We start from the raw sequence: 12,440 nt of genomic DNA on the forward strand, positions 1-12,440 counted from the left end.
GCGGGGCTTGAGTTGCCCCGCGTGTCGACCTCCGGCGGGGCTGGAAGTGCGGCCCGTGCCCCAGACGTCGGCGGGGCTTGAGCTGCACCCGCGCCCCAGACGCCGGCGGGGCTTGAGTTGCCCCGCGTGTCGACCTCCGGCGGGGCTGGAAGTGCGGTCCGCGCCCCAGACGCCGGCGGGGCCGGAGTTGCCCCCGCGCCTCGACCTCCGGCGGGGCTGGAAGCGCGGCCCGTGCCCCAGACGCCGGTGGGGCCGGAGTTGCCCCGCGCCTCAGACGCCAGTGGGGAGAAATGCGCCCCGCTCCACAAACGCCGGCGGGGATGAAGTCGTCTCCACCCCGCGGCTCGGCGCCGGGCTGGAATCCCCCCGTGCCTGGGCTGTCGGCGGGGCCGATCGCTTCCCGACCGGGGGTCCGGGGCGACCGTGGTGCGGCAGTGCAGCCCGGCTGCTGGGCACTTCCCACGGCAGGGAGGTCGGGGAAGCGGCCGGAGGCCGTACGGGTCCGGGGCCTGCCCCGGTTCGGGGAGGGGTGGGGTGGGAAAGAGCAGAGGCCCGCGCCCCCTGAGGGGCGCGGGCCTCGCGTGTGTGCGGGGGCAGGCAGGTCAGACCGTGCGGAACGCCAGCACCACGTTGTGGCCGCCGAAGCCGAACGAGTTGTTGATCGCCGCGATCGTGCCCTCCGGCAGCGCGCGGGGCTCGCCGCGCACGATGTCCGCGTCCACCGACTCGTCGAGCTCGTCGACGTTGATCGTCGGCGGGGCCGTGCGGTGGTGGAGGGCGAGCACCGTCGCCACCGTCTCGATGCCGCCCGCGCCGCCGAGCAGATGACCCGTCATGGACTTGGTCGCGGAGACCGCGACGTGGTCCAGGTCGTCGCCCAGGACGCTGCGCAGCGCCTTGATCTCGGCGACGTCACCCTGCGGCGTCGACGTCGCGTGCGCGTTGAGGTGCACGACCTCGGACGGCTTGAGGTCCGTCGTCTCGAGCAGGTTCCGCAGCGCCGCCGCGATACCGCGGCCGGTCGGCTCCGGCTGCGCGATGTGGTGGCTGTCCGCGGACAGGCCCTGGCCCAGCACCTCGCAGTAGACCTTCGCGCCGCGCGCGGCGGCGTGCTCGGCCGACTCCAGGATGACGACGCCCGCGCCCTCGCCGAGGACGAAGCCGTCGCGGGCCGTGTCGTAGGGACGCGAGGCCTTCGTCGGCTCGTCGTTGTTCTTGGACATCGCCATCATGTTGGCGAAGGCCGCGATCGGCAGCGGGTGGATCGCCGCCTCGGTGCCGCCGGCGACGACCACGTCGGCACGGCCGGTGCGGATCATCTCGACGGCGTAGCCGATCGCCTCGGCGCCCGACGCGCACGCCGAGACCGGGGTGTGCACGCCCGCCTGGGCGTTCACCTCGAGGCCGACGTTGGCGGAGGGGCCGTTGGGCATCAGCATGGGGACGGTGTGCGGGGAGACGCGGCGTACGCCCTTCTCCTTGAGCACGTCGTACTGGTCGAGCAGGGTCGTCACGCCGCCGATGCCGGAGGCGATGACGGTGCCGAGACGGGCCGGGGCGATCGCCCCGTCCTCGCCGGCGGGGGCGGTGTAGCCGGCGTCGGCCCACGCCTCGCGGGCCGCGATCAGCGCGAACTGCGCGGAGCGGTCCAGCCGTCGGGCCAGCGGGCGCGGCAGAACCTCGCCCGGGTCGACCGCGGCGGTCGCCGCGATCTTCACCGGCAGGTCGGCGAAGCGCTCGCCTTCGAGCAGCTTCACACCGGAACGCCCGGCGATGAGACCTTCCCAGGTCGATGCGCTGTCGCCACCCAACGGTGTGGTTGCGCCGATACCGGTGACGACCACGGTGCGATTGGTCGAGTTCACAGGAATTCTTTCTCCACGTGTAGAGGGTGCTGAATTTTCACGGCGCCACCGGAGAGTGGCGACAAACGCGACGTGAGACTCAGGCCTGGTGCTTTGCGATGTAGTCCGCGGCGTCGCCGACGGTCTTCAGGTTCTTGACGTCCTCGTCGGGGATCTTGACGTCGAAGCGCTCTTCGGCGGCGACGACGACCTCGACCATGGACAGCGAGTCGACGTCGAGGTCGTCGGTGAAGGACTTGTCCAGCTGGACGTCCTCGGTCGGGATACCGGCGATCTCGTTGACGATCTCGGCGAGACCCTTGACGATCTCTTCCTGCGTGGCGGCCATGGTGGCGCTCCTTCGGTGTGTATCAGAGGGTGTGGCAGCAGCCGTCCGGAAGATCCGTACGGTGCCTAGGGGAGGGTAACGACCGTCGCGGCGTAGACGAGACCCGCCCCGAAGCCGATGACGAGCGCTGTGTCGCCGCTCTTCGCCTGTCCGGTCGCCAGGAGCCGCTCCATAGCGAGCGGGATCGAGGCGGCCGAGGTGTTGCCGGTGGTCTCCACGTCGCGGGCGACCGTGACGTGCTCCGGCAGCTTCAGGGTCTTCACCATCGAGTCGATGATCCGCATATTGGCCTGGTGCGGGATGAAGACGTCCAGGTCGGCCGCGCTGATGCCGGCGGCGTCGAGCGCCTGCTGCGCGACCTTCGCCATCTCGAAGACGGCCCAGCGGAACACCGCCTGGCCCTCCTGCGTGATGGCGGGGAACTTGATCTCGCCGCGCTCGTTGAGCGGCAGGCGGGAGACGTCGCCGAGGTGGAAGTCGTTCCACGGCACGGTCTGCTTGATCGTCTCGGACTTGTCGCCCTCGGAGCCCCAGACCGTGGGGCCGATGTGCGGCTCGTCGGACGGGCCGACGACGACCGCGCCCGCGCCGTCGCCGAACAGGAAGGCCGTCGCGCGGTCCTCCAGGTCGGTCAGGTCGCTGAGCCGCTCGACGCCGATGACGAGCACGTACTCCGCGGAGCCCTCGACGATCATGCCCTTGGCGAGGGTGAGGCCGTAGCCGAAGCCCGCGCAGCCGGCGGAGATGTCGAACGCGGCGGGCTTGCCCGCGCCGACCTTGTCGGCGATCTCGGTGGCCACGGCCGGGGTCTGCTTGAAGTGCGAGACGGTGGAGACGACGACGGCGCCGATCTGGTCGGCGGTGATCCCGGCGTCCGCGATCGCCTTGCCCGACGCCTCGACCGACATCGCGGTCACGGTCTCCTCGGGGGAGGCCCAGTGGCGGGTGGCGATACCGGAGCGGGAGCGGATCCACTCGTCGGAGGAGTCGATCTTCTCGAGGATCACCTCGTTGGGCACGACCCGGGTCGGACGGTAACCGCCGACACCCAGGATGCGTGCGTACGGGGCGCCCTTGCTGGGCTTGATCTTCGACATGCTCTACGGCTCCTTGTCAGGCTGAAAGCTCGGCGACGAGCGCGCGGGCCGCGTCGAGGTCGTCGGGGGTCTTCAGCGCCAACGTCCGCACGCCCGGCAGGGCGCGCTTGGCGAGGCCGGTGAGCGTACCGCCGGGGCAGACCTCGATCAGGGCGGTGACGCCCTGCTCCTTGAAGGTCTCCATGCACAGGTCCCAGCGGACCGGGTTGGCGACCTGACCCACGAGACGGGAGATGACGTCGGCGCCGTCGGCGACGATCTGCCCGTCCTTGTTCGAGACGTACGGTACGGCCGGGGCGGAGACCGTGAGGGCCTTCGCGGCCTCCTCGAGCTTCGCGACGGCGGGTGCCATGTGATGAGTGTGGAACGCGCCGGCCACCTGGAGCGGCAGGACACGGCGGACGCCTTCCGGCTTGTCCTCCGCGAGTGCGGCGAGCTGCTCGGCGGTGCCGGCGGCGACGATCTGCCCGGCGCCGTTCACGTTGGCCGGGGTGAGGCCGAGCTTCTCGAGGTGGGCGACGACCGTGTCGGCCTCCCCGCCGAGGATGGCCGACATGCCGGTCTTCGTGATCGCGGCTGCCTCTGCCATCGCCAGGCCACGGGCCCGTACGAGCTTCAGCGCGGAGGTGTCGTCGATGACACCCGCGAGCGCGGCGGCGGTGATCTCTCCGACGCTGTGTCCGGCGACCGCGCCGGGAGCCACCTCACCGAGCGCCGACGCGGACAGCAGTCCGGCGGCGACGAGGAGGGGCTGCGCAACGGCGGTGTCGCGGATCTCGTCCGCGTCGGCCTTGGTGCCGTAGTGGGCAAGGTCGAGCCCGATGGCGTCCGACCAGGCCGCGATGCGGTCGGCGGCGCCGGGGAGGTCGAGCCAGGGAGTCAGGAAGCCGGGCGTCTGAGCGCCTTGGCCGGGAGCGACGAGTACGAGCACCCTCACACTCTCTCTTGTGGACGGCCTCTCCCGCCCGTGGGGACAGGGACGAAGAACCGTCAGGGGAATTGTCGGTGTTCAACAAAAGTCTAGGGCTGGGCATCCCCGTCGGCCAGACGCCCCAGGATCAGCGCGATTCGCAGCGTGAACGCCGAACGCACGTCGGAGGGTGACCAACCGGTGACGTCTGTCACACGTCGGAGCCGGTAGCGCACGGTGTTGGGATGTACGAAGAGCATTCTGGCGGCGCCCTCGAGGCTGCTCGCCTGCTCCAGATAGACACTCAGAGTCTCCAGGAGGGCCGAGCCGGCTTCCTCCAGCGGTCTGTAGATCTCCTCCACCAACTGCTCCCGCGCAGAAGGGTCGGAGGCGATGGCGCGCTCCGGCAGCAGATCGTCCGCGAGAACGGGCCGCGGGGCGTCCTGCCAGGCCGAGCACGCCTTGAGACCGGCGGCGGCGGCCTGCGCGGAGCGGGTCGCAGCCAGCAGGTCGGGCACGATCGGGCCGGCGACGACGGGGCCCGCCGCGTACGGGCCGATGAGCGCCTTGGCGACGTGCAGCGGGTTGTCGCTGCCGCCGGCGATGACGACGAGCCGGTCGCCGAGCACGCCCGTCAGTACCTGGAGCTTGGCGTGCCGGGCGGCGCGGCGGATGGCCTCGACGGTCAGTTCGCTGTCCCCGTCGGGTGCGGTGCCGAGGATCACACACACATGCTCGGGCGAGTTCCAGCCGAGCGCCGCGGCGCGGGAGACCGCGCCCTCGTCGGCCTCGCCGGACAGCACCGCGTTGACGACGAGCGATTCGAGGCGGGCGTCCCAGGCGCCGCGGGCCTCGGCGGCCTGGGCGTAGACCTGGGCGGTGGCGAAGGCGATCTCCCGTGCGTAGACGAGCAGCGCCTCACGCAGGACGGACTCGTCACCGGGGGCGGCGACCTCTTCGATCGCCGCCTCCATGACCTCGATGGTGGTGCGCACCATCTCCACGGTCTGGCGCAGGGTGATCGCCCGGGTCAGCTCGCGCGGTGCGGTGCCGAAGACGTCGGTCGAGATGGCCTGCGGGGTCTCCGGGTGCCGGAACCATTCTGTGAAGGCGGCGATACCGGCCTGGGCGACCAGGCCGATCCACGACCGGTTCTCCGGTGGCATGGCCCGGTACCAGGGCAGCGACTGGTCCATGCGGGCGATCGCGTTCGCGGCGAGCCGGCCGGAGGACTGCTCGAGGCGGCGCAGGGTCGCGGAGTGCGGGTGGGAGGAGTTCGCTGCAGGTTCGGGCACGGGACAAGAGTGCCTTATCAGGACGCGAGGGCCGGGGGGCGGGGTTCTTGTTCATCCCGTCGTCGCCCGGTGGTTCCCGGCTACCGTGGTGGCGTGATATCCGTTCGGCGCGCCGGTGAGCGCTACAGAGGCGGCGACCCCGCGGCCGGCATCGAGTCCCTGCACGCCTTCTCCTTCGGGCGGCACTACGACCCCGGCAATCTCCGCTTCGGCGCGATCCTGGCCTGCAACGAGGAGCGGCTCGCTGCCGGTGCCGGGTTCGACGAGCATCCGCACAGCCACACGGAGATCGTCACCTGGGTCGTCGAGGGCGAGCTCACCCACCGCGACACCGCCGGGCACGCCACCGTCGTCCGCCCCGGCGATGTGCAGCGGCTCAGCTCGGCGGGCGGGGTGCGGCACGTGGAGCGCAACGACGGCGATGTGCCGCTGGTGTTCGTACAGATGTGGCTGGCACCGCTACGGCCGGGGGGCGAGCCGTCGTACGAGATCGTGCGCGGTATCGCCGACTCGACGCCGTACGCCCTGCCCGAGGCGGGCGCGATGCTGCACGCGCGCCGGCTGGTGGCGGGGGAGCGGACGGCGGTGCCGGACGCGCCGCACGTGTACGTGCATGTGGTGCGCGGACATGTGGCCCTGGGCGGCGACGAGTTGGGGCCCGGGGACGCGGCCAGGATCACGGACGCGGAGGATCTGGAGCTGACCGCGGCCGACGCGGCGGAAGTGCTGCTGTGGGAGATGGGCCGCTGAGCGGCCACGGCCACCGGCCCGTGACCGGCAGCCGGCTCAGACGCGCGGGCGGACGTGGAGGTCGAGGCCGGTGGTGCCGGGCGGCTCGACCCCCGGCAGGAGCCGCATGTCGTGGTCGTAGTCGCCGCCGGCAAGGGTCCGGTAGGGGATCGGCTCGTCGGTGAACAGCCCGTCGAGGCGCCGTCCGTACTCCCGCTCCGCCGCCGCGTACCCCTCCGCGGAGAGGCTGTGCGCGTCGTGGACGGTGAACGGTTCGAGCGGCGCGATGCCGGCGAACCAGAACAGACCGTGCTGCAACGGGTGGAGGAGATCCGACAGGCGACCGTGGATGCCGCGGTCGGTCAGCGACGGCTCGCTCGCACCGATCGTCACCGAGAGCAGCGCGCGCCGTCCGCCCAGCGCGCCCTCGCTGTACGGGGGAGGAAGGTCGGGGCCGTGTGCGAAGCCGGGGGTGAACACCCGGTCGAGCCAGCCCTTCATGATGGCGGGCACGGAGAACCACCACAGGGGGAACTGCAGCACGACCGCGTCCGCCCCGCGCAGTTTCTCCTGCTCGGCCGCGACGTCGGGCGACATCCGGCCGGACACCGTGGCCCGTTCCTGGGCGGCCAGCACGTCCAGCCGCCGGTCCGCGGGACGGTCGGGGAAGTCGTCCGCGTCCACGGTCGCCTTCCACTTCATGGCGTAGAGGTCGGACACCTTGACCTCGTGGCCCGCGGAGCGCAGGCGCTCGACGGCGAAGGCGGTCAGGGCGGAGGTGAGCGAACGGGGTTCGGGGTGGGCGGTGACGACGAGGATCTTCTTGCGCTGCTGCGGTGCTGCTTGAGTCATGCCGCCACGTTCTCCCAGGCGCGCAAGGGCAGCCAGCACCCTGTCCGACCGCAGGAACGGCGGTCCTGGTATCGCGAGGGCCACCCATACTTGAGCGCATGGACGGCGTGGACCGCATCGAGCGAACAGGTACGGACGGAGCAGGCGGCGCGACCGGCGACCCGCGGCGGGCCCTCGGCGGCTTCCTGCGCGCCCGCCGCTCACGGGTCGCCCCGGAGCACGTGGGGCTCGCGGTCGGCGGACGGCGGCGGGTGCGGGGCCTGCGACGCGAGGAACTCGCCCAGCTCGCCGGGATCAGCGTGGACTACTACGTGCGCCTCGAGCAGGGCCGCGCGACACAGCCCTCGCCCGAGGTCCTCGACGCGCTCGCGAGGGCGCTCGGACTCGAGGCGGCGGAGCGCAAGCACCTCGCGACGCTGACCGCCACCCGGCGGGGGCCCGTTCCCGCGACCCGCGTCAGCCCTCTGCTCCGTCGGCTCCTGGACGCCGCGGAGGGGTTCCCGGCGTTCGTGACGAATCCCCGCGCCGATGTCGTGGCCTGGAACGCTCTGGGCGCCGAACTGCTGGGCGGCCTCGGTGAACCGGGCCGCCGCGACCACAACAACGCCCGGTATCTCTTCCTCGACCCGGCCTCCCGGAACGTCTTCCCCGACTGGGAGGACAGGGCGCTGGAGGCCGTGGGCCAGCTCCGGGTCTCCGAGGGGCACTATCCCGACGACGTGGAACTGACCGCGCTCATCGCCGAACTGACCTCGCACAGCGACGACTTCCGGCGCATCTGGGACACGGGAGAGGTCCTCATGTGTACGGCGGGCCGCAGACGGCTCTGCCACCCGGTGGCCGGGCTGCTCACCTTGGACTACGAGACCCTGCACGTACCGGCCACGCCCGGCGAAACGGGCCTGGTGGTGCACGTGTACACCGCCGAGGAGGGCAGCGAGGACGCCGCCGCGCTCGCGCGGCTGGGACGTCAGTCCTGCCAGTAGAAGAGCAGGGTGCTGACGTCGAGCGGTTCACGGCCGCCGAAGTAGTAGACGCACAGGTCGGTGACCACGATCGAGCCGGTGGCTTCGTCGATCCAGCGGAAGCCGGCCGCCTCCAGGGCCCGCCGGGCGGCGGGGTCGGCGTCGTGGGCGGTCGCGAAAGGGCCCAGGGTGCTGACGCCGAGTTGCTTCCCGTCGTACGGGACCACGTAGTACGTGCCGTCGCCCTGCCCGTTGTGGTCGCCGATGGGCACCGGGGTTCCCGGCGCGAGACCCGCGGCCGCCAACGCGGCCGTTGCCCGGCGGAGTCGGTCGTCCATGTCGGTGTCCGTGGGCGGGTCGGTCGCGAGGGCCTCGACGCGCCAGCGCGGGTCGCTCTGCCGCCGGCAGCCGGGAGCGTACTCGTGCACGATCGCCGCCCGCAGGTCCTCGTCCAGACCGGGGACCTCCACCCGGGGGCGCCCGAGGCTCTCGTAGATCTCCCGGGTCTCGTCGCCGTCCTCGGTGAGGCGGTGCAGCGCGTACGCGGCCCACAGCTTCGCCTCCGTCGTCGGGGCCTCGGCCAGGTAGGCGCGCAACCGGTCCGGGCCGTCGGCGAGGGACTGGGCGAGGTGGGCCACCGCGCGGTCGGGGTCCGCGAGTGCGTCGGTGATGTCCTCGTCGTTACGGGCCCGCATCCGGATGCGGAACATCCGGTCCTCGGGGCGTGTGTCACCGAGCCCGGCCAGCACCGCGGCGGGCCCGTGGCGGGAGACGAGGGCGTCCAGTCCGGCCCGGCCCGCGTCCCTTGCCCGGGACCAGGGGGAGGCCGCGAGCGTCACCAGTTCCTCGGTGGCCGAGAGGTCGCCGAGCCGGCCGCGCGCCTTGAGGATCGCCTCGGCCATGCCGTACCGCTTCTCGGCCCGCCGTTCCTCGTGCAGGAGCCAGGGCAGCAGTTCCGTACGGTCACCGAGGACGTCCAGCAGCGCGACGCGTACCTCGGCCGTCTCCCCGGTGTCGCGTACGCGTGCGACCAGTTCGGGCACGCACGGCTCCGGCACTCGCCCGTCCAGCGCCTGTACGCAATGCCGGCGACGCCACCACGCGTTGGCCGGGTCGGCCACGTACCGGGCGAGCGCGTCCGCGTCGAGCTCCCGCAGAGCGGCGGTGTCCTTCCCCCGGCCGAGCGGGAGCAGCGTGTCGATGTCCTGCATCCGGCGGATGCTACGGCGCGGGGACGGCGAAGGCGCGCTGTTTTCGCGGGGCCCGCGACGGTGCCGGGAGGGCTCCACTGTCGGACCTGCCTGCCATGATCCGCGTATGGATCTCGTACGCGCACTCGACGGTCTGGACGCGCACCCGTGGGCCGGCACCACGCACGCCTACGGCCAAGCCGAGGATCTCCCGGACGTGCTCCGGGCGCTCACCGGGGACGATGAGGAAGCCGCGGACGAAGCGGTGTCGGAGCTCTACGGGAGCGTCCTGCACCAGGGGACCGTCTACGCGGCCAGTGCCGAGGTGGCGCCCTTCCTCGCCCGTATCGCGGCAGCCGGCCACAGGTCCGCCGATCTGCTGAGGCTGCTCGGTGACATGGCCGGGAGCGACGACGAGTACGGGGTGGAGCCGGGCACCGTGCGCAGGGCCGTCGCCGCGCAACTGCCGCTGATGATGCCCTGGTTGGGTGATCCCGATCCTTCGGTGCGTCAGGCCGCCGTGTGGGCCGTTGCGCAGACGCGTGCTGCCGACACGGTGCTGCCCGAGCTGCTGGGCCGGTGGGGCACGGAGCGGGAACCGCTCGTACGGGCCGAACTGCTGGGCGCCGTGGCAGGGTTGGACCCGGCAGCCGGTGCCGCCCTGGCGCAGGCGGCCCTCGGACCGGAACAGCCCGCGCAACTGCGCCTCGCCGCCGTGTTCGCCCGCCTGGACGCGGGCGGGGCGTGGGACGCCGCGCACCACCGGGCGATGCTGTCGACGCTGCCCGCGAGCCCGCTCGGCCGGGAGCGGCTCGACCTGGACCGGGCCGAGCCGTTGTGCGCCGTCGTCGAGGAACTGCTGCGCAGGGGGACCGAAGCGGACACCGTGGCGGCCGGGGACCTGCTCGACGCCGCCCTGCGGGACGAGCGGGCCGATGTGCGGGCAGAAGCCGTGTGGGCCGCCGACCGGGCCTGCCAGATGTCCCGCAGCGCCCCGCGGCGGCTGCTGCCCGCACTGCTCCCGCTGGTCACGGCGGGCGACGCGCGGGGCGTGCTGTCCCTGTTCGGGAAGCTGGGGCCGATCGCGGCGCAGGCCGCCCCCGCCCTGGCCGAACTCGCGGAGGCCGACGACGACGATCTGGCGGACCGCGCGCTCGGCGTGCTGGCCCTGGTGGCGCCGGACCGGGCGGCTCCGCTGCTCGCCCGCGACCTCGGGAAGCGGCCCTGGGGCCTGGACGCCGCCGCCGGCTTCCGTGCCCCGCAGGACGTGCCGTTCCCGTTCCACCCGGAGCTGTTGAGCGCGGTCCGGGCCAGGCTGGCGGAGGACGACCTCACCGGGAACGAGCCCATCCAGCTGATGCGCCTGCTGCGGCAGTGGGGCGGCCGGGCCGCCGGCGCGCTGCCCGATCTGTACGAACTGCTCACCCGGTTCCCGCTGCCGGCGGCCCCGGCCGTCGCCGCGATCGCCGCCGAATGCCCGCCCGGTGAGCGTCGGCGCGCGGCCCAGGTGTTGCGGGTGCAGGCCCCCGACGGGCCGCTCCCGGTGGCGGAGGCCCACTACGAACTGACCGGTGAGACGGACGTTCTCCTGGCGAGGCTCGCCAAGGAGCTCGCGGACGCGTCCGGCGACACGGCCCGGGCGGCCCAGGTGGCAGGCCGACTCGGTGCGGTGGCAACGGAGTTGGCGGACGCTCTGCGCGGCGCCCTCAGCGGCGCGGACGCCCGGGACGTCTCGCCCGTGCTCGACGCGGACGTGGCGCTGGCCGACGCCCTGTGGCGGATCACCGGCGACGCCCGGACGGTCGTGCCCGTGCTGGACTCGGTGTTCGCTCGGGCCGCCGGCGAGCGCTGGTTCCGGTGGAGCGCGATACGGGCGGCCCGCGCGGCCGCGCTCCTCGGCCCGGTCGGCCGGCCGCTGGTGCCCCGGCTGGAAACACTTCTCAAGGACCCGGAACAGGTACCGGCGGCCGTGCTCGCCCTGGTGGCCGTGGCGGAGGAGGGAGCGCTCGACCATCGATCACTCGCAGACCTCGTCCTCGCCGCGGCGGAACAGGAGGCGAACGCGCTGGAAGCCTGCGACGCCCTGAAGGTTCTAGGGGTGGACGCTCTGACCGCCGATCACCTGCGCAGGCTGCATGACCTGGCCGAAGGTGACCGGCGGGTGATCCGCTCGGGCGTGGAGAACCGGATCATCGGGGCCGACGAGCTGCTGCGGGCGCGCGTCCGCGCGGTGGTCGCCGCGTCAGGGCAGGCGCCCTGACCGGCGCCTCGGCGCAGGCCGTCGACGAACGCCCGCCAGGCGCCCGCGCCGACGACCACGACCGGGCCGTCCGGGTTCTTGCTGTCACGGACCGGAACGACGGCGGTCGGGCAACGCTGCCGCGCCCTACAACCAAATGGGCTCGATCGCGGTCCCTTCCCTGGATGCGCCGCGGGCGGCGCGAGATATACGGGAGAAAGGCGTACAGATGGCCGTGTCACGGAGGTTGTTCCTCGGAGGATTCACCGCGGGGGCGGTGACGGTGGCCGCGGGTGGCGCGGCTTCACCGGCCGCGGCGGCTGAAGCGGAAGGTCCGACCACGACGTTCGACGGTCCGGTGGTGGCGGAGAGGTTCCGTACGGACTCCACGACCAATTCCGCCTTCTTCAAGACGACTTCCACCAGCGAGCACACGCTGACGGTCTACCAGGCCGGCAAGTCCGGAAGCGGCGTGGCCCTGAACATCATCTCGGAGAACCCGAACGATTCGGCGGTGTACCTGAGCGGTACGGAGAAGGCGCACGGCACGCTGAAGATCTCGCACAAAGGGCACGCGGACGGATCGGACCAGAAGGCGTCAGCCCTGTCCATCGACCTGCTGACGGCGGGGACCGCGGCCCAGGGCATCTTCGTCCAGGCGGGTGACGGCCCCACCACCGGCAACCTGATCTGTCTGCGCAACAACGGACGGGACGACTTCGTCGTCAAGGGCAGCGGGCGGGTCGGCATCGGCATGGGCGTGGGGGCCAACCCCTGGTCGCAGCTCCACGTCGTGCAGCAGCAGGGCACCGGCTCCGCGCTGATGGTCGAGGGCGTGGTGCGGGTCGTCGACGTGGCGTCCGCGCCCACGGGCGTCGACTCACGCGGCGGCGGTGTGCTGTACGCGGAGAACGGGGCGCTGAAGTGGCGCGGCTCCGACAACACCGTCACCACCATCGCCCCTGCCTGA

At 72.6% G+C, this 12,440-nt stretch carries 11 protein-coding genes and 1 pseudogene; 4 read left to right on the top strand and 8 right to left on the bottom strand.

Going from position 1 to position 12,440, the window contains the following annotated elements:
- Positions 1-602 precede the first annotated feature (602 nt).
- From ACIPJI_RS03290 to ACIPJI_RS03310, 5 genes are all read right to left on the bottom strand, one after another.
- Positions 603-1,865: a beta-ketoacyl synthase gene (locus ACIPJI_RS03290; protein ID WP_307706284.1), complete on the bottom strand. Its 1,263-nt coding sequence runs from the start codon at positions 1,863-1,865 to the stop codon at positions 603-605.
- Positions 1,866-1,944: 79 nt separating this feature from the next.
- Entirely contained in the window at positions 1,945-2,193 is a 249-nt protein-coding gene (locus ACIPJI_RS03295) for an acyl carrier protein (protein ID WP_005318091.1), read from the bottom strand.
- A 65-nt stretch (positions 2,194-2,258) separates the two neighbouring features.
- Positions 2,259-3,290, bottom strand: a complete 1,032-nt coding sequence (locus ACIPJI_RS03300; RefSeq protein WP_307706283.1) for a ketoacyl-ACP synthase III — start codon at positions 3,288-3,290, stop codon at positions 2,259-2,261.
- Between the two features lie 16 nt (positions 3,291-3,306).
- Positions 3,307-4,221: an ACP S-malonyltransferase gene (locus ACIPJI_RS03305; protein ID WP_356620996.1), complete on the bottom strand. Its 915-nt coding sequence runs from the start codon at positions 4,219-4,221 to the stop codon at positions 3,307-3,309.
- An 89-nt stretch (positions 4,222-4,310) separates the two neighbouring features.
- On the bottom strand, positions 4,311-5,495 hold the full coding sequence (locus ACIPJI_RS03310) for a CdaR family transcriptional regulator (RefSeq protein ID WP_005318100.1): 1,185 nt from the start codon (positions 5,493-5,495) through the stop codon (positions 4,311-4,313).
- A 93-nt stretch (positions 5,496-5,588) separates the two neighbouring features.
- On the opposite strand from ACIPJI_RS03310, the gene ACIPJI_RS03315 reads away from it, so the two are divergent.
- Entirely contained in the window at positions 5,589-6,245 is a 657-nt protein-coding gene (locus ACIPJI_RS03315) for a pirin family protein (protein WP_307706282.1), read from the top strand.
- A gap of 36 nt (positions 6,246-6,281) precedes the next feature.
- On the opposite strand, the gene ACIPJI_RS03320 is transcribed toward ACIPJI_RS03315, so the two are convergent.
- On the bottom strand, positions 6,282-7,076 hold the full coding sequence (locus ACIPJI_RS03320; RefSeq protein WP_402244192.1) for an NAD(P)H-dependent oxidoreductase: 795 nt from the start codon (positions 7,074-7,076) through the stop codon (positions 6,282-6,284).
- Positions 7,077-7,174: 98 nt separating this feature from the next.
- Between ACIPJI_RS03320 and ACIPJI_RS03325 the strand changes: the two genes are divergently transcribed.
- Entirely contained in the window at positions 7,175-8,062 is an 888-nt protein-coding gene (locus ACIPJI_RS03325; RefSeq protein ID WP_402244194.1) for a helix-turn-helix domain-containing protein, read from the top strand.
- On the opposite strand, the gene ACIPJI_RS03330 is transcribed toward ACIPJI_RS03325, so the two are convergent.
- On the bottom strand, positions 8,047-9,252 hold the full coding sequence (locus tag ACIPJI_RS03330) for a hypothetical protein (RefSeq protein WP_402244196.1): 1,206 nt from the start codon (positions 9,250-9,252) through the stop codon (positions 8,047-8,049). The genes ACIPJI_RS03325 and ACIPJI_RS03330 overlap by 16 nt on opposite strands.
- A 106-nt stretch (positions 9,253-9,358) precedes the next feature.
- On the opposite strand from ACIPJI_RS03330, the gene ACIPJI_RS03335 reads away from it, so the two are divergent.
- On the top strand, positions 9,359-11,491 hold the full coding sequence (locus tag ACIPJI_RS03335) for a HEAT repeat domain-containing protein (protein WP_402244198.1): 2,133 nt from the start codon (positions 9,359-9,361) through the stop codon (positions 11,489-11,491).
- Positions 11,492-11,502: 11 nt separating this feature from the next.
- On the opposite strand, the pseudogene ACIPJI_RS03340 reads toward ACIPJI_RS03335, so the two are convergent.
- Positions 11,503-11,595: pseudogene (locus ACIPJI_RS03340) on the bottom strand (DUF397 domain-containing protein); the annotation flags it as partial.
- A 104-nt stretch (positions 11,596-11,699) separates the two neighbouring features.
- Between ACIPJI_RS03340 and ACIPJI_RS03345 the strand changes: the two are divergent.
- On the top strand, positions 11,700-12,440 hold the full coding sequence (locus ACIPJI_RS03345) for a hyaluronoglucosaminidase (RefSeq protein WP_402244200.1): 741 nt from the start codon (positions 11,700-11,702) through the stop codon (positions 12,438-12,440).

This window comes from Streptomyces sp. NPDC086835 (genome assembly GCF_044745705.1).
Classification (GTDB): domain Bacteria; phylum Actinomycetota; class Actinomycetes; order Streptomycetales; family Streptomycetaceae; genus Streptomyces.

Bases quoted from the DNA above. Each gene is read 5' to 3' on its own strand.
- ACIPJI_RS03320 (WP_402244192.1), bottom strand. From the start codon at position 7,076: ATGACTCAAGCAGCACCGCAGCAGCGCAAGAAGATCCTCGTCGTCACC.
- ACIPJI_RS03335 (WP_402244198.1), top strand. From the start codon at position 9,359: ATGGATCTCGTACGCGCACTCGACGGTCTGGACGCGCACCCGTGGGCC.
- ACIPJI_RS03325 (WP_402244194.1), top strand. From the start codon at position 7,175: ATGGACGGCGTGGACCGCATCGAGCGAACAGGTACGGACGGAGCAGGC.
- ACIPJI_RS03345 (WP_402244200.1), top strand. From the start codon at position 11,700: ATGGCCGTGTCACGGAGGTTGTTCCTCGGAGGATTCACCGCGGGGGCG.
- ACIPJI_RS03295 (WP_005318091.1), bottom strand. From the start codon at position 2,193: ATGGCCGCCACGCAGGAAGAGATCGTCAAGGGTCTCGCCGAGATCGTC.
- ACIPJI_RS03330 (WP_402244196.1), bottom strand. From the start codon at position 9,252: ATGCAGGACATCGACACGCTGCTCCCGCTCGGCCGGGGGAAGGACACC.
- ACIPJI_RS03300 (WP_307706283.1), bottom strand. From the start codon at position 3,290: ATGTCGAAGATCAAGCCCAGCAAGGGCGCCCCGTACGCACGCATCCTG.